This is a genomic window from Mesomycoplasma hyopneumoniae J, from assembly GCF_000008205.1.
Classification (GTDB): domain Bacteria; phylum Bacillota_I; class Bacilli_A; order Mycoplasmatales; family Metamycoplasmataceae; genus Mesomycoplasma; species Mesomycoplasma hyopneumoniae.
In genome coordinates this window covers 432,446-453,748 of record NC_007295.1, presented here as the reverse complement: position 1 = coordinate 453,748, position 21,303 = coordinate 432,446, and the positions used below count along the sequence as shown (strand labels likewise).

The 21,303-nt window shown below is 29.2% G+C and carries 15 protein-coding genes and 1 riboswitch; of the genes, 2 read left to right on the top strand and 13 right to left on the bottom strand.

Translation table 4 applies throughout. The features are described from left to right. Positions 1–11: 11 nt before the first annotated feature. A complete protein-coding gene (locus MHJ_RS01985) occupies positions 12–2,885 on the top strand; it encodes a P110/LppT family adhesin N-terminal domain (RefSeq protein ID WP_011284139.1) in 2,874 nt (957 codons plus the stop codon). Positions 2,886–3,045: 160 nt separating this feature from the next. Here the strand turns inward: MHJ_RS01985 and MHJ_RS03770 are convergent, their stop codons facing one another. The 13 genes from MHJ_RS03770 to cypl form a co-directional block, all read right to left on the bottom strand. Next, on the bottom strand, positions 3,046–3,213 hold the full coding sequence (locus MHJ_RS03770) for a hypothetical protein (protein ID WP_011206218.1): 168 nt from the start codon (positions 3,211–3,213) through the stop codon (positions 3,046–3,048). 3 nt (positions 3,214–3,216) lie between these two features. Next, positions 3,217–4,182: a carbohydrate ABC transporter permease gene (locus MHJ_RS01980; protein WP_011284138.1), complete on the bottom strand. Its 966-nt coding sequence runs from the start codon at positions 4,180–4,182 to the stop codon at positions 3,217–3,219. Beyond that, the gene (locus tag MHJ_RS01975; RefSeq protein ID WP_011206216.1) at positions 4,145–5,155 is read right to left on the bottom strand and encodes a carbohydrate ABC transporter permease; all 1,011 of its coding nucleotides are present in this window, start codon (positions 5,153–5,155) and stop codon (positions 4,145–4,147) included. Before MHJ_RS01975 ends, MHJ_RS01980 begins: the two co-directional genes overlap by 38 nt. Further along, on the bottom strand, positions 5,155–7,332 hold the full coding sequence (locus MHJ_RS01970; RefSeq protein WP_011284136.1) for an ATP-binding cassette domain-containing protein: 2,178 nt from the start codon (positions 7,330–7,332) through the stop codon (positions 5,155–5,157). Before MHJ_RS01970 ends, MHJ_RS01975 begins: the two co-directional genes overlap by 1 nt. Before the next feature lie 13 nt (positions 7,333–7,345). Further along, entirely contained in the window at positions 7,346–8,278 is a 933-nt protein-coding gene (locus tag MHJ_RS01965; RefSeq protein WP_011284135.1) for a thermonuclease family protein, read from the bottom strand. A 26-nt stretch (positions 8,279–8,304) separates the two neighbouring features. Next, on the bottom strand, positions 8,305–10,431 hold the full coding sequence (locus MHJ_RS01960) for a P68 family surface lipoprotein (protein WP_020835723.1): 2,127 nt from the start codon (positions 10,429–10,431) through the stop codon (positions 8,305–8,307). A 5-nt stretch (positions 10,432–10,436) separates the two neighbouring features. Continuing rightward, a complete protein-coding gene (locus MHJ_RS01955) occupies positions 10,437–12,650 on the bottom strand; it encodes a P68 family surface lipoprotein (RefSeq protein ID WP_237697247.1) in 2,214 nt (737 codons plus the stop codon). Between the two features lie 314 nt (positions 12,651–12,964). Continuing rightward, positions 12,965–13,894 carry a DNA polymerase III subunit delta gene (gene holA, locus MHJ_RS01950; RefSeq protein ID WP_014579818.1) on the bottom strand — a complete coding sequence of 310 codons (930 nt, stop codon included), beginning with the start codon at positions 13,892–13,894 and terminating at the stop codon, positions 12,965–12,967. Further along, positions 13,813–14,949, bottom strand: a complete 1,137-nt coding sequence (locus tag MHJ_RS01945) for a ComEC/Rec2 family competence protein (RefSeq protein WP_232039529.1) — start codon at positions 14,947–14,949, stop codon at positions 13,813–13,815. Before MHJ_RS01945 ends, holA begins: the two co-directional genes overlap by 82 nt. A 167-nt stretch (positions 14,950–15,116) precedes the next feature. Beyond that, positions 15,117–15,593: an MAG0490 family ComEA-like DNA-binding protein gene (locus MHJ_RS01940; protein ID WP_011284130.1), complete on the bottom strand. Its 477-nt coding sequence runs from the start codon at positions 15,591–15,593 to the stop codon at positions 15,117–15,119. Positions 15,594–15,700: 107 nt separating this feature from the next. Further along, the gene (locus MHJ_RS01935) at positions 15,701–17,407 is read right to left on the bottom strand and encodes an ABC transporter permease subunit (RefSeq protein ID WP_052259109.1); all 1,707 of its coding nucleotides are present in this window, start codon (positions 17,405–17,407) and stop codon (positions 15,701–15,703) included. Then, positions 17,400–18,170 (bottom strand): ATP-binding cassette domain-containing protein, encoded by a 771-nt coding sequence (locus MHJ_RS01930; RefSeq protein ID WP_011206207.1) that lies wholly within the window; start codon positions 18,168–18,170, stop codon positions 17,400–17,402. The genes MHJ_RS01935 and MHJ_RS01930 overlap by 8 nt, the downstream gene beginning before the upstream one ends. Beyond that, positions 18,154–19,419, bottom strand: coding sequence for an ABC transporter thiamine pyrophosphate-binding lipoprotein p37/Cypl (gene cypl / locus MHJ_RS01925; RefSeq protein WP_011284128.1), 1,266 nt, complete (start codon positions 19,417–19,419; stop codon positions 18,154–18,156). Before cypl ends, MHJ_RS01930 begins: the two co-directional genes overlap by 17 nt. Positions 19,420–19,473: 54 nt before the next feature. Continuing rightward, positions 19,474–19,566, bottom strand: a riboswitch (TPP riboswitch). A gap of 192 nt (positions 19,567–19,758) precedes the next feature. Here cypl and glpK point away from each other — a divergent pair. Beyond that, positions 19,759–21,291 carry a glycerol kinase GlpK gene (gene glpK / locus MHJ_RS01920; protein WP_011284127.1) on the top strand — a complete coding sequence of 511 codons (1,533 nt, stop codon included), beginning with the start codon at positions 19,759–19,761 and terminating at the stop codon, positions 21,289–21,291. Positions 21,292–21,303: the final 12 nt, after the last annotated feature.

Sequence of the window (21,303 nt, the reverse complement as noted above, 5' to 3'; positions counted from 1 at the left end):
AAGGAGAAAAAATGAAAAAAAACAAGCTAAAATATTTAATTTTCTCAATTATTGGAATTAGTACAATTATAAGTCTTGCTGTTACAATTCCTTATGCACTTTCATCCCAAGCCGAAAAATATAATCTAGAACTAAATTCTTATAACATTGATCTTGGAAAAGCACAAAATTTGACCTCAAGAACTAATTTTAATAGTGCTGAATTTGATAAATTAGTTGCAAATTTAAAGGTAAAACCTAAATTTGCCAAGCGACTAAACGCTTTTGATGCTCTAAATTTTCACTTTGATAAATCTTATAGTTTCGATCTAGCTGATGCAGTTGATTTAAGTAGTCTAAGTCAAAAATATCCTGATCTAAGTTTTAAATTGGTTATCCCTGATAATAAATCCAGGTTTGAAATCAAAGAAAATAAGCTAAAAAATATCGGACTTAATGTAACTAATCATTCAAAAACCATAAATTATACTGCAAAATTCGACCTTGATTTCTCAGGTCAAGAAAAGGCTTTCCAATTTCTACCCGAAAATTTCACTGGCCAAATTAGTCTTAGAAATCTTGAATCACTTAAAGGAAAAACCGCAACTGAAATAGCAATTTTATTTTATAATGCTTGACTAAAACGGTTTAATAAACTTTCTGATTCAAAAATTGCCTTATATGAAACTTTTGGCGAATTTGGTGGGGCCTCCTTTAGCCTAAATTCTGAACCAATTTTTATCCTTCCAGAAAATTTTGAAATCAAACCGGATCTAAAAGATAATAAACTAGTTTTTGCAAGTATAAATGATGAAAAAAATGAGCTTGTTCTTAATATGGTTTTATATGATAAAACAGCTAAAACTGAGAAAATTTTTCCCCTTAGATTTGTTGATCTCCCAAAAACAAATCAGAAATATGGGGGAAAATTTTTAGCAAGTTTTTTGAAAAACTATGAATTTAATAGTGAAATTTCAAAATACCTAGCCAAAAATAACTTAGATATTGCACAATTATTTTCATTGTCTTCTAATCCAAAAAGTCTTGATTTAACTAAATTTGAGTCCTGATTTATTCAAAAATCAGTGCCAAATACAACTTTTTTTGCTGATATTAAAGGTTTAATTCCTAATTTTGAGGCCAAAAAAGCAGCTTTTTTAGTTAAAAAACCTGAAAAAGTTAGTCAGAATAAGAATTTATTAACTATTAATTTAAAATTAGAAGGAACTTTTTTAGTAAATGATCAAGTTCCTGCAGGTCTAAATTTGACTCAAGATAAACAATATAATTATAATTTCGACTTTGACTACGATGCAACACAAGAAATTTATTCTGGATATTTTCGAAATGCGCTTGAATTATTTGATGCTAAAACGGCAAAAAATCTTGATAATTTAAAACTTGAGGTCAAAAGCTATCTTCCAGTAACGGTTTTCGCCTCAACAATTAATACAAAAATTGCCCATCTTTTAAATAAACCCCTTGAACTTAAGGGAATTACTAAAAAAATGAGTCCTTTATTTGATTTTCTTAATTTTTCAACAAGTAAAAATGAAAAATTAGAAACAAAAATGGCTCCACCAAATGGTAAAATGCAAAAAGTTGGTGCAGTTTTATTTAATGAAGAGGTAAAACAACAAGAAAGTCAGGAAAAAGGTCAAGCAAAAGAAGAAAAATCAAGTAAAGATTCCCAAAGTGAACAAACTGATCAAAGTGAACAAGTACCAAAAGTTGAAACTAAAACAATCCAGGCAGAAAATGGTGGAACTTACTTATCTAAACTTTTTGAAAATTTAGAAAAAACTAGTTTCCCGACAAACACTTTATTATATTTATCAACTTTTTATCGGGATAAATTTATTTTAAAATTAGAACTAAAAGTTGAAGGAATAACAAAAGAAACACTTGAGATCAAAATTGACAAAGTTGCCCCTGATAATAAAGCTTATCAAGCATTAGTCCAAAGTACAAATACCGATTTATTCCTTGATTGACGATCAAATATAACTACAACAACCGAAAAATATCAAAATAAACCAGTACTTGCATCGATTAGTGCACTAAATAATCCGAATTTAAAATTTAAGGTAAATCCAGAACCTTCAAATAAATCGCAGCAAAAAGTACATCTAGATCAAGCCGGTATTTATTTAGCTGAAGGTGGAATAAGTCTTGAAAACTCAAGTCAAGAACAATCAAAAAATCTTAAACTTGATGAGGGTAAGACAATTTTTTATGCCTTTAAACCCACTAAATTATCACGAAGATCACTTTTAAGATATTTTCTATTAAGCGCAAGTGATAATTCTAGTTCAAAATTCAGTTTATTAATCGAACCAGAAATATTACTAACCGGGTTTAATAAAATTGGTGCTGATTTTGAAAAGGTAGAGCAAAATAATAAAAATCAATTAAAATGGACCGATGCCTCAGGTGGGCTGCAAAAAACTTTTAACGGAACTTATCAAGATGTTCATGATTTCCTTTTACAACTTCTTCAACATAATAAAGTTGCGCTTTATCCTAAAAATCAATCAGATAAATCACATGATTTCCTCAATGCTCCGGCTGCTACAATGGTTCTGGTTGCAACAGTTGAAAGCGAAAATGCAGAAAAATACCTTAAAATGAAGCTTTTTTCAAGTGATTATCAAAAAGGGAAAAAGGAAATTTTTAGCTGAAAAGCCAAAATTGAGAGCCAATTTCAAAATCTCGATCTAGCTAAAAATCTAACTTTAGGTACAACAAAAAGCAACAATCAAGAAAATATTGACAAAGAACAACAAGATGATAGTAGAAAACCAACCGGAATAACACTAAAAGGTTTTGCCCTCTTTGATAAACCAAAAGATAATCAAAAATATAATAATATCCTTGAAAAATTCCTTAGCGAATATATGGAATAAAAAATTTAAAAAACAGATTATTTATTCCTAATTTATTAAAAAAAGTTGACTAAATTTAGTCAACTTTTTTAATATTTAAATAATTTCTTTAATATTATTTTTCCTAATTTAGAAATATTAAATTAGGAAAAATATAACAAAGTTCTTCAATAATTTTTGCTTATAAAAATCCATCAGTAAAAGCTTGTTGAAAAAAATAAATAATTCCTCAAATAATTAGTCCGGTAAAAACAAGGCCGCTAATCATCGAAAACCAAATAAATCCTGACTGAAATAAAAGATTAATTTTTTGCTTCTGTTTTTTGAAAAATCCTTTAAAATTAAGCATAATTTAACCTTTCACTGTTGATTCTTGACGGGAAACTGCCTTCATAATTCTTGATCTAAAAACAAAATAGACGATAAACATTGGCAAAACCGCCAAAAGCGCTCCGGCCATCCGGATGTTTTTAAAATATCCTCCTGGTACTTGCATTGTCTCATCAGCAACACCAACTTTTTGGAGCAATCAGATATTTAAAGTTTGAACATTTGCCGAATTTGACTGGAGAATCACAAGTGGTCAGGATGTCGCATTTCAGGCGGCTAATGCTGTTAGAATTCCGACAGTTCAAATTGTTGGACTTACCATTGGAATTGCGACTTTAAAAAAGTAGCGAATTCGTGAACAGCCATCAACCATTGAGGCTTCCTTGATCCGATCGGGAATTTCTTCAAAGGCTTGACGGAACATTAGACCAGAGAAAACTGAGGCAATAAATGGGGCTGTTAGGGCAAAAATTGACTGAAACCCATCATTTCAACCAAGCATTACCATAATTCGATACTGGCCAATTATTAAAGCTGTCTCGGGAAGAACTAAAATTGATAAGAAAATGGCTCAGGATAACTGTTTAAATCGTCATTTTCTTAAAGAAAATGCATAACCAAAAGTCATTGAAAAAAATACTTTTCCAACAACGGCAATTAAAGATACACTCGCAGTAATTCCAAGGGCTTTAAAATAACCAGACTGAGCAGCTTTTGTAAAATTATCCCAGGTAAATTGATTAGGTCAAAAAACCGGAACCCGGGTATCAAGAATCTGATCTTCGGGGGCTAAAGCATAGACAAACATAAAATAAAAAGGGAAAATAATGAAGATACCAAAAACAAAAAGTACTATAAATTTAAAGATAAAATTAAAAATTGCACTAATTAAATTATCATTTTTGACCTGGGAATTAATGTTTTCAATAACTCTTGCAGTTTTGCGATCGCTAATGAATTTGCGAATTTTTAATCTTAGAATAAACATATCTCTCCGAAATTTTATTAGATATTCAAAATATCCCATTTAAAAATTTTTTTACTGTTATAGAAAGGGCAATTCCGAAAATAAAAAGGTAGATTGCTAATGTTCCTGCCTGGGCAAAATTAGGCGTTCCGCGGACATTTTTATAAATATAGACAAGCAAAGTTGATCCTCCATTTGTAATTGCTTCGGTCTCATTTGGGAAAATTCCGACCGGAAATACCTTAATTCCGCCGATGATTCCAATTGTGATCAAAAAATTTATTGTCTTTGAAACTGTAGGTAAAGTGATTTTGAAAAACTGTCGAATCGGTGAGGCGCCATCGATTGCTGCTGCCTTATAAAGTGTTGGATTTACTGATAACATTGCGGTTGTTAGGATTAGAACTTCAAAAGCAAGACTACGTCAGATTCCCGAGATCAAGACCACAAAAAGTGCATGCAGCGAACCGGGATTGCCCGAATTTAGTCATCTAGTTGAAATACCAAAAAGTTTGTTAATAAAACCAGTTTCACTATCAAAAATATAACCAAATGCAACTGAAATCGCAATTCCTGAGGTTACATAGGGCATAAAAAAAATCGTCTGTCAAAATCCACGGGCATATTTTCGGTGCAAGGAAGCAATTGCTGATGCAATTATCAAACTAATAATTAGACCAAAAGGAAGGGCTAGAATTGAATAGACAACTGAATTTCTAATTGCATAATGAAAATTTTTATCAATTGTGATCAAATCAATGAAATTATCAAAGCCAAAACGGGTATTTCCGGCGATATTATGGTTGATCTCAATTGTTAAAGATTTTGAAATTGAATAAAGAAAAGGCAGAAAGGTAAATAAAAAAATTACTAAAATTGAAGGTAAAAGCACCAAAAAAGGCTTTCAAAACGGGTGTTTTTGATCGAGAATCCCTAGTTCTAAACGCGATTTGCGAATCCGCCTTTTATAAAAAAAACCGCTGATAAAATTCATTAGATCCTTTCCCTTGTTTGATAATCAAATAAATGTAATTTGCCATTTTTAAAGCTAAACTGGATAATTTCGCCGATTTCATAGGTTGGTTTTTTCTTTAAAATAATCGAAAAAAGACCTAAATTTGTAATTTCAATTTTCCCTTGGATATCTTTTCCGAGATATTCAATTGCAGCAATTTTTCCAAAAAAATTGCCATTTGCATCTTCAATTAGATGCTCAGCGCGAATTCCGGCTCTGATTTTTTCATAGGGATAATTTTCTAAATTCTCGTAAATTACTTGATTGTCAATAACAACGCGTTTACTTTTTTGATCATAGAAAGCATCAAAAATATTCATTTCTGGAACACCTAAAAAAGAAGCAACAAATTCATTTTTAGGTTTATGATATAACTCAGTTGGAGTCCCGATTTGTTGAATATAACCAGTTGACATACAAATTATTCTATCTGAAATTGACATTGCCTCTTCTTGGTCGTGGGTAACAAAAACAGTTGTAATCCCGATTTCTGTCTGGATTTTTCTAATTCATTGCCTTGTTTGGACTCGCAGTTTTGCATCTAAATTTGAAAGTGGCTCATCCATTAATAAAATATCAGGATGACGGACGATTCCACGGGCGATTGCAACTCTTTGTTGCTGACCTCCTGATAATTTTGTCGGTTTTTTAGCCAGATTTTTGGTGATTTCAACTTTTTCGGCTGTCTGAAGTACGGCCTGATTTATTGCTTCCTTAATCGAAATATTTTTTGATTTATATTCCTGATATTCTTTTAGTTCAGCTTCTGATAATTTTTCGATATTAAGGGAAAATTTACTAATCAGGTTTTTTTCTCATTCTAAAAACCGTTTTAAAGTTTGGGCTTTATAACTTTTAATTTTTTGTTTAAGTGATTTTAAAAGTAATAAGTTTGGTGATTCAGCTCTGTTATTTTCTAGAAATTTTTTCTTGTTTTCAATGTAATTTTGCTCTAGTTTTTCGAGTTTTTTCTCATTTTTAATTAATGCTTTTTCGGTTTGAATTTGGGTTTTAAATCATAATTCTTTTTCTTTTTTTTGAAAATTGAAGGCTTCAATTTGTTCTTGATAGTCAAGATTTAGTGATTCTTCATCTTTTAGTTTCGTTTTAGTACGAAATTTTTTATAACCTTTTTTGATTTTTGTTAATTCTAACTTCGCATTTAATTTAAATTTTTTATATAAATTTTCAAGATTTTCTAATTTTTCAAATAATTGTGATTTTTCTTCAAGAAAAATTTTACGGGCTTTGACTAATTCAGGGGCATATTTAATTGCATATTTTTCCTGAATAATTCGGTTTTTATAGTCCTTTTTATCAGCCTTTGCTTTTTCTCTGATTTTTTTTAGCTTTAATTTATAAGCTTTCCGATAAGAAATTGCCTGTTGGATTGGGCAGATTTCACTTTGATTTTTCTTGAAAATTTTCTTTAAAATTGCTCAAAAAATTGATGCTGATCTACCTAGTTTTAGAAAATCAATTGTTAGATTTTTAATTTCTGATTGTTTATGGGCATCAATTAAAATATAATCTGATTTGAGCTGGTTTAGGCCAAGATACATTTCAGTTTTAAGCTCGCTATAGTCATGCTCTAACTGGCGATAAACATTAAAATAATCAAATAAAAGTGCCTTATACTTTTCAAGTTCTTCAAGGGAAGCGCCATTTTTTGCTAAAACAATCGAATTAGCATTTACCTGGGCGTGCATAGATTTTTCAAGGGCTCGTTGTTTTCATCTTGGGTCATTATGAAGTGAAAAAGCGATGTTTCCAAAAACATTTAAATGCGGATAAAGGGCATAATTTTGAAAAACAAGTCCAATTTTTCTTTGCTGAGGTGATTTTCTAGTTACATCATCCCCATTAAAAATAATCTGGCCCGAAGTGGGTTTTAAAAGCCCGGCAATTGCGTTTAAAATCGTTGTTTTTCCAGACCCTGAAGGCCCTAAAAGGGTGACAAGTTCACCTTTAAAAATTTTAAGATTAGCCTTATCAACTGCAAGTGTTTCACCAAAATCAATGGTTAGATCTTTGATTTCAATTGCTGGAATCAAAGATTTTGACTTATAACGATTTTCGGCCGCCTGCCGAATTTTTTTAATTTCATATTCAAAATCAGCATTTTGGTAGTCTAGATTTTCATTATCTTTTTTCATTTTTTTCCGTTTTTTATTTTTTTTCCTTTAATTCTCGACCAAATTCATACCAGTCAACAACATTTTTATTCTTATTTTTATCTCCTAAAACTAAAAAATTACTAATCGGGGGGAGACCTCGGGTCTTCCATATTTCTTCAAGAACTTGAGTAATTGAATTAAATTTCTTATCCCTTATTCCCTCAAAAACGCCGAATTTTTTATTAATTGCATTCTCAAGCGCTGATGCTTGTTTGATCGAAAGATATGAATAAATTGTCGTTGGATCATTTATTGCGCTAAATCCACTATGGAGAATTGGAGCTGCAAGACCAGCTTTGACAATTTCAAGGGAATAATTTTTATAAAATTCATCATGGCCGAAAAAAATGCTACCAACATAACGCTCATAAGAACGTGATGGGCCAGTTTTATGAAAAACAAAATAAACTTTTGCTTTTACAGGCAGTATTTTTTTGGCAAATTCAGTTGCTTTATTAGCGAATTTTGCTTCAACTCCGCTAGTTTTTTCGTATTTACCATCTTTGTTAATCATTCCAGTTTCGGGAGTATCGATACTTTCAAGTCGAACGCTAAAAAGTTGCGGAAGTTTTTCAGAATTAAGTGATTTTAATATGACAGTATCTCCATCTTTTCATTCAACAATTTCGGCTAATATTTTATCAAAATATTGTTGATCAGGTAATTTATCATCTTTAAATTTTAGTTTATCTTGTTGAGTTCATTGATAATTTTGATCTAAAAATTTTGCAATATCTTTTGCATAATCACTTTGTTGATCAAATAAATCATTAAAGGGATTTTTTAAAAAATCACGTATTTTATAGTATTTTTGGGCTTCTTGGTATAAACGAGTTGCTTCATTTTGATAACAAGAAATAAAAAATAAAGGTGACAAAATTATTGCACTTGAACTAAAAAGTAATTTTTTTATAAATTTTTTCATAATTTTTAAAAAACTAAATAATTTGCTTATTTTGATTTAAAAGCAGGACCTAAATTTCCCTCTAGTTTTTCTAAAAACTCTTTAAAACTACGCACTTTTCCATCACTTGCTTTTAATGATTGCATCTGGGCAACTGAAGAATCTAGTGATTCACGGAAGGATGAAGCATTTGCATCGGCATTATCATAGACAAGCGAATATTTTCCTTTTGAATCAGCATTAAGAAATTTACTAAATTGGTCAAGTATGAATTTCTGAGATCTATTTTTTGGACTAAAATGGGTTTTATCAAGCGTTGATTTTATTGGCAATAAATATGAGGTTGCTCTGGCAAAATACTCAAGCGGAGTCATTTTTTCCTGACTATTTTCCTCAAAGACTATTTTTTCTGTCAAAAGTCATTTAACAAAAGCTTTTGCGGCTTTATCTTCTTTTTCAGTTGAATGAATAAAAATTAGATCAGGACCTTGGGCGACAATGGGGGTGATTTTACTATTTGCATCGAATTTATGCGGTGGGGCTTCAAGTGCAAGTTCATCATCATTAAGGGCATTTGATCCAGAATTTTTATAGAGTTCTGTATAAGTTGGAATTACAAGGCCATTAAATTCTTCATTTTTATCATTTTTGTATTTGCCTAAAACAATATAATCTTTTTCGAAGATACCTGAAGGTTTTTCTGATCGATCAGTAAAATAAAACACTTTTTTAACTGGATTTTGCTGTGCATATTCTTTGAGTTTTCCTAAAAATTTAGCATCAATTTTTAATTTAGAGCTACCATCGGTTGCTGTTATTTCTAGATCTTTGGTTATATCCTTGAGATCTTCAAGTGATACAATTGCGCTAAATTTGGGATAGCTAACGCTATAAACTGACTTAAGACCATCATTTTTGTTAAAGCCGATTTGATAATTTGTCGCTGTTGGTTTGACAAAATTATGGAAATAGCCTGAAGTTGAACCAATTGAGAAAACTTGCTGATGATTCCGGAAAAAAGTTGAATTATACTCCCCTGCAGATGTATAATAAATTGAGCGATCTTTTATCCCTTGGCTTAATAAATTAAAAATTTTTTCTAAATTTTTATATCTAATTGAATCAGGTTTATCTATAAAAGATATATAATCAATTAAATTCTTTTGCCTATCAAGAACGGTAACTTCCTGTGATCGATTACCTTCTGAAACTGATCTGGCAAGAGCAAAAACTAGCGTTGCTTGATTATCAATTCCTAAAACTGATTTTGCCGAATCAGTGGATCCTCCTGAAAGGGCCTCTGGAAAAGAACGAAGAATTCGTGATGATAATTTCTGTAGGTCAGTAAAATTTTCAAGATCGGATCGGCGAAATTCATAGCCTGCAAGTCCTTGATCATCTGAGACATATTTTTTTCAGATTCTTTCAATTTCCTTAATATCACCAGTTTTTTCCTTGGCTAATTTTTGAAATTCGGCAAAATAAGGTTTATCTTCTTCTTTAATTTTTGCTGGCTTTTTTGGATCAGCAAGTGCTTTATTAATCATTCAACCAAACAAAACTTTATTAATTGTAAGAACTTCAGTTGATTTTCCAAATGGAAGGGTATAAACTCCCTTTGTATCAAGGAAAGGAACTTCTTTATTAATTTCAAGGAAATCAGAAATTCCTTGCTCTTTTAGGAACTTTTTTATTGCTTTTTCATTTTCATCTTGTGGTTCTTGATTAGAACTAAAATCTTTAACAAGCGGAAAAGTCATTGAATATTTATTAACTATTGCCAGAAGTGAAGGATAATTTGTGACAATATTTGGCAGTTTTATCCGATCTTTTGTCTGTAAAAAGTTTGTAATCGAAGCCGCTGATCCATTATAGCCATTCTGGAAATATTGTGCTTCCATTTTGATAAAATCTTTTTGATTAGTTGCAGTTTTATTCCAGACTTCAATAATTTTCTCAAGTGCTTTTGCTTCTTTTCCTGAAGATGAAAAAGTATGACCAAAAACTAATTTATTATCCTCATTTGAATCAAATCGGGAATTATTAACACAACTTGCAACTAAAGCCAAGGGAGCAAAACTAAGTGCGCTGGTTAGGAAAAAACGCCTAAATTTATAGGATAATTTAACTTTCTGCTTATTTTTCTTAAGATACTTCATTATAATTTTCTCCATAATTTTTAATTTTTAACTGTTTTATTTTGCGAATTTTTTTGATCTTTTTCCAGTTTCACTGATAGGGCAATATTCGCTCTTAACTGCTCAAGGAAATAATCAAAATTAAGATCTAATTCGGGATCTTGCAAAAATTGGTTATTAATTTGGGTTATAGTTGAAAATAAGGTTTTTCGAAATGTATTTGAATCAACTCCGGCCGGTTCTGAAAAAAGACGGTATTTTTCTGGATTTTCTAACTGCTTTTTGAATTCTGCAAGCGGAATTTGAAAAATTGGATTTTGCAAAAATAGTGGATTTTTTTCAAAATCCGAATTTAAATTCGCTTTTGTCGGATTTAAATTTCCCGCGGCAAATGCTAGAAAATCTGCTGGTGTTGATTCAAGTTTTTGCTGGTTTTCTGTTAGAAATTCCTCTTTTTGGGAAATAAATCATTTAACAAAATTAAGTGTGGCAACATCTTCTTTTTCGTTATTATGAAAACCAATCAGTGAAGGACCCTGGAGGGTGAGAATGTTGAATTTATTTGATTTTTCGACTTTTTGGGGTTCAGGGAGAATCATTAATTCATCTTCATTTAATTTCTGATAGGACTTTGAAAAAAGAGTGACATTTTTACTTTGTTTTATTAGTTTATATTTACTTTCTTGGCCAAAATCCAAATATAGACTGGCAAGATCAGAACTTGTCTGTTTTTTTTCTAAAAGTCATTTTTCAAAATCAGGATCTGAACTTAAAAAGCTGAAATTATTAATTTCGCCCTTTGTTTTTATAGTATTTTTTATTTCCTGAATTAATTTTGCATCAACTTGTGGATCAAGGATGATATCATTTTCGCTAGTAGAATTAGGTGCTAAAACATAGACATAACCAGGTTTGTTATCAAGAATTTGGTGGACTTTGGCAATCGCATTTTTGGGAAGATTTTCTTGATCTACTAGTTTTCAAATTTTTGATTTTGATCCAACTGGATAGTCAAATTGGAAAGAATCTTTACTAAAACGGAGAAAAACTTGACCTAATTCTTCAAAATTACGACTATAATGACTTGAAGAAGTCAGGGCAAAAACTAGCTGGTGATTTTTAAGATAATCGCTGGCATAAGATTTTTTTCAGGGACCAGCTAGTTTTTCCTTAATTAATTTTGCCATAATTTCGTAGGCTTTTTTAGTATTTTGGTAATTTTTGGTTGATTTATTAAATAAATTATTATAATTTAGTAGCTGTTTTTCATCATCACGAAAATAACTTGACTGATTATAATTACCATCGGCAACTGCAAAAGCTGCAAATAAAAATAGGGCAGCTGCATCATTAAAACCAATAAGAAAATCGACTTTTTCAGTTAGCGGACCTTTAGGGGCATCGGGAAAAGATTTTTTAACCCTACTAAGAAAATCAACAATATCACTGAAATTATTAAGTTTTTCAAAACTAAAAGTATATCCATCAAAACCATTTTGATCAAGGGGAAAATTTTGATATTGTCCCCAAATTTTGGAAATATATTCATAATCGGTTTTTTGGGGATCTAGTTCTTTAACTTTTTGCTGATCGGATTCAGCAATTTTGAAATTTTGACTTGATTTTTTAGCAGATTCAAGAATATAAGATAAAACTGGTTTGTCAACTAGAAGCACTTTCGAGGTTTTAAGAATTGGTAATAACGGGATTCTTTCAGCGCTAATTCCGGGGAGATTTTTCATTTCAACAAGAAATTTATCATCATATTCGGACTTGATTTTTTCATCTAAATCTCTTTGACTACTAAAATCTAAAAGCATTCCGTATTTGTTTAAAGTACTTGCAAGTGCTGGATAATTTAGCGTTAAATTGGGTAATTTTTTATTTTCTTTTGCCTCAAGATAATTTGTAAGTGAAGTTTGATCATCTTGATAATTTGCAATAGCTTGATCAATTTTGGCAGGAAAATATCCAGGTTGATTGTTTTTTACCTCGGGTTTTTCGTTTCATTTCTGTAAAATTTTGGTCAAAGCTTTATTTCTTGGATCTGATCCAGAAAAAATTATTCGAAAATCAATTGAATTATCTAATTCAGTATCATAACGAAGCGGGTTGTTAATTTGTGATTGTGTAGCCGGATTTTCGGTTTTTGATTTATAACAAGAAGCCGCACTTAAAAGTGGGACAGAAAAAATTGTGCTTAAAATTAGTGCTGATTTTAAAAATTTTGATTTAATTTTTTGAATTTTATTCATTTTTTTTTAAAAAGTTCCTATTATTTCTAAAATTAGTTAGCAAGAATTTATATTTTTATAATTAGATATTAAAATTTTTAACTACAATTTTTCCCCCATAAAATTTTTATAAAAAAAGCACAACAAAAAATTATCAAAATTATCTCGGCCAATCCTTGTAAAACTTTGACCAAATAACCACAAATAATTTTCGGTTGTGCTCAACATTTACCCTCATTATACATTTTTTTTTGAAAAAGTAACAAAAAAATCTATTATTTTTTCTAAGTTATTCATCTTGTTCCCGAACAAACAAAAAAATTAACCAAAAAAAACTATTTAATGAGGTCAAGTAGATACAATTCAAAAGCTAATTTATCATTGACTTGTGATTTTTTTATTAGAGTATCTAATTTTGCCAGTTTTATTATCATATTTTCAAGTTTTTCAATACTAATTTTGGTATATAAATCGATTGCTTTGTTTATTTGAAAATTAGAAATTCCCATTTTCTGAGAAATTTCTAAATTGCTATGACCAAGCTTTTTTTCAAGATAAATCAAAAAACTAAGCGTTAATTTTGCATTTATCTGCCCAATTAACAGACTTAAAGTTTGACCTTCTAATATTTTTTGGCGGTAAAATCCGAAGGTGTTTTTTAAATCCAAACTTACAAATGAATTAATAAAACCTCATGTTGAATGGCGTGAATAATCGCTTATAAAATTATGAATTATCTTAGAATTTATTGGTAAATTTAGACTTTTTAGTTTTAGTAATTCACTTTGAATTATCATACCATTAAAAGGCAGGCGTGATTCAAGCTCAATAATTTCACTTGTTTTTAAGTTAATTTTTAAATTTTTTAGGCTAATTTTGATAAAATCAAGAATATTCTTTTGGTTAATTTCCAAAGTATGAATTATTTTTGCCTTATCTGAAAAAGATTTATAAATTATTGAGTCTTTAACTATAGAAAGAGAATTTTTTTCATTAAGAATATACTTAAAAATAATTGTATGATTTGTATTTTTAATTTTTGAAATTAAAAATTCATTTGCGCTCTCATCAGTTGAAAAGTATAAAAAATCATTAAAAACAAAGGTTTTTTTGTTGTCAAAGAGCGAAAAATTAATAATATTTTTCTTAATAAATTCATATGAATCATTAATGAAAAAATTAATTATTTTAGAATTTTCAGATTCTGCGATTGTTGAAATTTCTTTCTGGACAATGTAATTGTCACTTCCAAAGACAAAAAACATATTAACGAAATTATACAAGAAAAAAGCAAAAATGATAAGCTTGGTCTAATATTTCAAGTTAGAAACTGAAAATCGTTAATATATTCAACCGTTTGAATAAAACTTTTACATATTCACTCAATAATTATTGGATTGAAAATAAAAATAAACAAACTTGTATATAAAAGCGTAAAAAATGGAGTAAACAATGCTACATTTAAAGGGGCAATAAAATTATATTGGGAATTTAAAAAGGCAGAAAAAGCAGCGCTAAAAAAATTAATAAATAGAAATTGCACTATAAATTTATGTCATTTTTTCGAAAAGCTTATTTGATTTATAATTAAAATAACAAAGGAAATTGTGAAAGTTAGAACAAAACCAATTGAATAAAAAATCAACGGATTTGTTGATAAAATTACTATCCCGCTAATTGATAATAGCTCAATTTTATTGAGTTTTTTATTTAAAAATAGTTTATTAATCTCAATTAAACTTCAAAAAATAAAACCCCTTAAAAAAGAAACAGCAAAATTAAAAAGAAATAACTGAAATAATAAAAAAGCAAAAAAAATCGGCTTATAAATAAAAGGCTTGATTTTAAAAGCTTTCGAAACTCCAAAAATTGCTTTTTTAAAAAGGTTAATATGAAAACCTGAAATAACAAAGATTTGATAAATACCAAGATTTACAAGTCATTTTCGAAAATCATTTGCTTCTGGAGGTGTCTCTGCTAGGAAAATCATCGGGATTAATTGTTTTGAATATCTACCATCAGTTTTAAAAAAATTTCTTATTTTTGTAAAAATATTTTTAGATGTCTCAAGCACGGTAACTTTTGGATTATCAAGAACTAAAAGTGAACCTTTTGATTTTAAATATGTTACTAAATCAAAATCTGATTGATTTCTTGGGCGGGATAATACACCTGATATTCATAAATTAGTTCCAATTTCCTGGTTTTGTCCCCGAATAAAAATTTTATTAGATTTATATTCAACAAAATTTCCGAAACTCACCTTATCAACTACTTTAGCTTCAAAATTTAGAGCTTGATTATCAATTTTGGGTGTCATTAGTCAATAAATTATTAAAAAAATTCCCGCTAAAAACATAAAAATAAGAATTTTTTTAAACTCAGAGAGAATTATTAGAAAAAAAATTAGAAAAAACAATAAAATTATTCATAAAAAATTAAATTTATCAACTGTTAAAATCAGGAAAATTAGCCCAAGAAAAACTGCTAGTCAAGAGTAAAATTTTCTTGCAGCTTCTTTAGTGTTTCAAAATCAACTTCTAATTTTCACTCCAATTCTTTTCAAGTTAATTTTTTATTTTTATTTTCTTTTAAAAAATCACGGATTTTTTCAACTATCTCTCGACTTATTTTTAATTTTTCCGCATTTTTAAGCGAAATTTTCTCAATTTTTGTTAAAAAACCACTTGGTTTTAGTTCGACTTGTTGATCGTTTTTCACTGTTAAATCAAGGTTATATTTGCTAATATCATAACCACGGATAACATCAAATTCTTGAAAAACTTTCCGTCAATTCACCCCATAGTCGAAAAATTTAGTTCCTGGATTGCGAACCCCGTGAGAAATTGTAATCGCAATTTGTTTTTTTGGAGTGATATGTGATTGTAATTTATATGTTATAAAACCAAAACCGATTAATCCGCCAATTAGAATAACCAAACTAACAATATGTGCTTTCCGCATTTACCTAAATTAAATTTTTTAAGCTTTTTTTTGAAAAAAAAGAAAAAAATAGGAAAAATTAAATATTTTTCCTATTTTTATTAATTTCAAGAAACTAAACTAGATATTTATTTAAATCTTGAGAAAAATTTCGGTCTTACTGTTTTTAGTAAAATATTCCAAAATTTTGAATTCAAATAGAGAAAATTTTTGAAATAATTTTTTTCAATTAGAGCCAGAGTAACTTCAATAATTAATATCAAAAATCAAGCAATCCATGAATAAGTAAAAAAACCACCACGGTCACCGGATATTCCTGTCTGTGAAAGTGTTGAAATTTTAAGCCCAAGCATTGAACCACCAAAAATTCCATAAAGGAGTAAATCATGTGCTGAATTAGCAATTTCAATAGTTAAATATTTAAAATATTCTTGAGAAATTGAAGGAAAAATATAATGAATTATTGCTTTTTTTTTACTTCATTGCTTTAATCTTAAAAGTTGATATTTCTCTCAGTCAAGCGAATTTAGTGTCTCATTGAGCTTTTTTGCCATCGTTATTCCATTTTTAAAACCAACTAAACAGGTAACTCACAAAATAGGTCTAACCGTGAAACTAACAAAAAGATAGAAAATAATAATTGAGGGGATGATTCGAAAGAGATTTAAAAGAAATTTAAAAATCAGTCATTTTGGTAAATTATTTAATTTTTCGTTTGCCATAATTGCAAAAAAAATTGAAATAAAAGCAATTATTGTCAAACAAACAATGATTTGGCAAAAGAAATGTCAAATCATATAAAGAGGATTATCTAATTTACCAAGTAAAAAAACTTCTCAATCAAAAACAAACAAGGAATTAAAAAAACGCTTGACTTGATAAGTATTTACCGATCAATTTTCAATATCAGTAAGGCTAATAATGATTAAGATTAATAAAAAAATTATAAAAAAAGCCTTTAAAATTCGGTCATAATTGACTTTGATTCATAAAATAAAAGAATTTTTTTGCCGGATGTCAACAGATTTTTTATGTAGAATAAATTTATTAAAAAAAATAATTAAAAAATCAAAAATAATAGTAAAAAATAAAAGAATTAAAAGGGGAATTCCAATAATTTTCCAGCCTAGAGCTGAATTTTGAATACCATCATTGATCAAAATTCCGATTCCGATAACCCCAGTTGCCGAAATAATTGTTGTTCAACGGATATTTGCCTCAAAACTAAACAAAAAAAGCCCAAAAAATTTGTTGACCACAAAGGGAAAAACTTCATTTTTAAAGGAAATAAACCAATTTTGGCCTCTCATAACTGCTTTTTTATAACTAGTTAAGTCAAGAGAATTTAAAAATGAATGAAAATAACGGTGTAGTCAAATTCAACTAAATCAGAAAATAATTAAAAAAGCTGCTAATTTTGGGGCGAAAATTAGCCGCATCGGGTCGATTACAAAAATAATTGGGAAGCTTTTTAAAATTATAATAACTCACCAAATAAGGATTTTTATTAATTTATTTTTAATAAATTGGGAGCTAAAAATTGCAGTAAAAAAAGCAAAAATTGTTCCAAAAAACGTTCCAGCAAGCGTGTATTTAATCGTAATTCATAAAAATTTAAAACTTAAAGCAAAAATTGAATCATTATAATAAGGGTGAATATTTGAAAAACTAAATAAATTACTAAGGTTCTTCTGAAAAATTTTTCAGCCGTTATTATTAATTTTGGAAAAAATTGAATAAAAAGAAATAATAAATAAAATTATAAAGATCGAAAATAGGATGATTCTAGATTTTTTAAACTTTTGATAAGGTTTATTAGGGAATAAATTAGCCATTGTTTTCCTCACCAAAAATTAATTCGATCATATTTTCATTAATTTCAGAAAATGAGTTATAAAATTTTCCTCTACCTTCATTAATAAGTAATATTTTTTCTTTATAGTTTTTTACTAAAAAAATGCTATGTGAAATAATTAATGTGATTGAATTATTTTTTTTTCCAAATTCAATAATTAAATCGATAATTTTGGTTGCTGTTTTCGGATCTAGTGCTGAAGTTGGCTCATCGGCAAGAATGATTTTTGGATTTTGTAACATCAGCTTTGCAATTTCTACCCGCTGTTGTTGACCGCCTGATAAATCCTGAAAAATTGCGTAAATCTTTTCTTTTAGCCCTAGTTTATCAAGAATTTTTTCAATTTCTAGGTGTTGTTTTTTTGTTGGTATTGCAAATAAATTATAAAAAATGTTTTTATAATTTGGCAAATTTTTGACTAAATTTGCATAAACACTCTGAAAATTAATTGAAGTAGCCGTCTGACTTAAAAATCCAATTGACTTGGCCACTTTTTTTTTATTAATTTTTGACTCTGTTAATAAATTTTTTCCTTGAAAAATTAACTCGCCTGAAGTTAAAATATGCTGAAAAAGTGCTAAAAACAAGGATGATTTGCCCTGACCACTTGGGCCAATCACAAATAAAACATCACCACTACAAAGAGAAAAATTTAGATTTTCTACTAAATTTTTGCTTTTTTTAATATGTTTATAAGAAAAATTTTTTAATTCAAGACAGAATTTTTTAGTTAGATTCTGCATAAATCCGGCGAAATTCAGGATCTTTTTGATTTATTTTTTTGTATCCATTATAACCAACATTTGGTCCATAACTATCATTGTCGTTCTTTGCAAGATTTACAAAAGCTTCAGTAATCATATCGGCCTGAATTTTATTAAAACTTGGACGGAATGAACCAATATCATATGAAGCGGGATTAGTTAGGCTTAAAATCTCAATTTTTCCGTCTTTTTCGTTTGAATAATACTGTTTTTTATCATTTTTGCTTTCAGTTCAAGCAAATGAAGCTTCATCATCAAAGGCAATTTTATATTTTGGATCTTGTCCAATTGAAGATCCATAAGCCTGAAGATATTTATCCGGATGGTTTATCCTATCTTCATTTAGACTTTTTGCTGGAAAATTAGCACCAAAATGTTTCTTAATGATAAAATTTTGCATTTTGAATTTGCCAGCTGAGGTTAATTTTCCGTGGATAATTCCAAAATTTCGAAATTTTTCCCAGTCTTTTTGATCTCAGGCTTTCTTGATCTCTTCGCGAGTTGAATCATCTCCTGCTATCATAATCATCCCTCGATAATATGAAATTATCCGTTTTGGACTAGAGTTATCATATAAAAAACGATAGGCAATACCGTCTCATTTTTGCTCGCCTTCTTGAGTACTTTTCCATTGATCATAGGGAATTTTATTAAAAAGATCGCTTAATTCCTTAGCTGATTGGCGTAAAGGATCATTTTTAGTCCCATTTTGATAAAAAACTGGACTATCAGAACTATTTTTAAAAGCTCAAGTTAAAGTTTGCAGTCCGTTATAAAGTTCTTTTTCAGGATCGTCTTCGATTGTTGTGGTAGCATCAATGATTGCAAAATCAATCGCTGAAGTTGAATTATCTGAAGATTTTAGTTGTGATATTTTAGTTTTTGAATCATCAATGCCGACAAAATCAAAATTTACATTTGGCAAATCCTTTGTATCTGGATTTGCATTTTTTAATTTATTAAACTCGGCTTTCAAATTTTCTAAAAATTTTGAAACCCGATCTGGATCTTTTGATTTTGCCTCAAATCAACTTTGACCAAGACCAAGATTTACTTGTGTATCTCAATTTTTTTCAAGATCTGCTACTTGTGCTACTTTTTCATTACTTGTAGATGAACAGCCTGCTGAAATAAAAAGCAGTGAACTTAGAAAAAATGACGAAAAAAAAGTTATTTTTTTAAAAAAATGCTTTTTTTTCGAATTAAATTTATTTATTTTAACCATCATAAATCAGTTTTCCTTTTAAAATTTCAGTAAACTAAGGTGTTTTATGACGATTCAATTAAAAAAAGACAAACTCGTTCCGCTAGCATTACCTAGGTCAACTAATAAGAGTTTTTCTCAGCCCAAAAATGGACACCTCTGTTTACCTGAAATTATTATATCATAGAAGGAAGAATTATAAATTTTTTTTATAAAAAAATAATGAAATTTCTAAATTTTATTATTTTATAAGATTTAATTTCAAAAATAATTAAAAAATTAACAAAATTGTTAATTTCACAGGGCTACTTTGGATTAAAATGTTATAATTCAAATATATAAAAATTGAAAGGATTTAAAAAAATGCTAAAAAATACAGCTGAAAAATTTATTATCACCCTCGATTCGGGGACAACTTCATGTCGAAGTTTGATTTTTGACCAAAAAGGTAGGGTTATTTCGCTTGTCCAAAAAGAATTTAGTCAACATTTTCCCAGATCAGGATGAGTCGAACATGACCCGATTGAAATATGGAATACTCAGGTCTATACAATGCAGGCAGCAAAAACAAAAGCAGGGTTAAAATCGACTGATTTTGTTGCCCTTGGACTAACAAATCAACGGGAAACTGTCGTTTTATGAGATAAAACAAATGGCGAGCCAGTCTATAATGCAATTGTCTGGCAGGATCGCCGCACGAGTGATTTTTGTGATTATTTAATTGAAAAAGGTTATCAAAATTATATAAAAGAAGTAACAGGTCTAATTATTAATCCTTATTTTAGCGGGACAAAAATTCGCTGAATTTTAAAAAATGTTAAAAAAGCAAAGGAAGTTTTAGCTGCTGGTAATCTTTTAGCAGGAACAATTGATAGCTGACTTCTTTGAAAATTAACTAACGGAAAAGTACATGCAACTGATATAACAAACGCTTCAAGAACGATGTTATTTGATATAAAAAAACGAAAATGAGACCAAAAAATTCTTGATCTTTTAGAAATTCCTTACAGTATTCTCCCAAAAGTTTTAGCATCAGCAGATGATTTTGGATTTGTTTCTCCTTTTCATTGATCAATTAATGCAAAAGCAAAAGTACCAATTTATGCACTAATCGGTGATCAACAATCGGCCTTATTTGGTCAACTTGCAACTGAATTTGGAATGGTTAAAAATACCTATGGAACCGGATGTTTTATGCTAGTTAATACTGGTGAAAAACTAATAAAATCAAAGAATAATTTACTTACAACAGTGGCCTGACAAATCGGAAATAATCCAATCCAGTACGCACTTGAAGGATCAGTTTTTATTGCCGGAGCCGCAATCCAGTGGCTCAGAGATGGACTTTCTTTGATTGAAAACTCTTCAGATTGCGATTCTTTAGTCTCAAAAGCTAAAAAAAATGATTATCATATTATTCTTGTTCCATCTTTTACCGGACTTGGGGCACCTTATTGGGACTCCTATTCGCGTGGGGCAATTTTTGGACTTGAAAGGGGAACAAAAAAAGAACATCTTATCAAAGCAAGTCTTGAATCAATTGCATTTCAGGCAAATGATCTAATTAAGGCGATCGAATCAGATCTAGGAACAAAAATCAGCTTGATGAAAGTTGATGGTGGAGTTTCTAAAAGTGATTATCTAATGCAATTTCAGGCATCAATTTCGCAGGTTGAAATCCAAAGGCCAAAAAATATTGAAACAACAGCAATGGGAGCAGCTTTTCTTGCAGGTTTATATGCCAAATTTTGGAATTCACTAGCTGAATTAAAGCAAATTTTAGTTCCTGAAAAAGTTTTTGTCCCTGAATTTGACCAATTTATGGTAAAAAAATTAACCTCCAATTGGGACTTAGCTGTTAGAAAAACGCTAAATTGGAAAAAAGATATTAAATAAAAAGGAATCCAA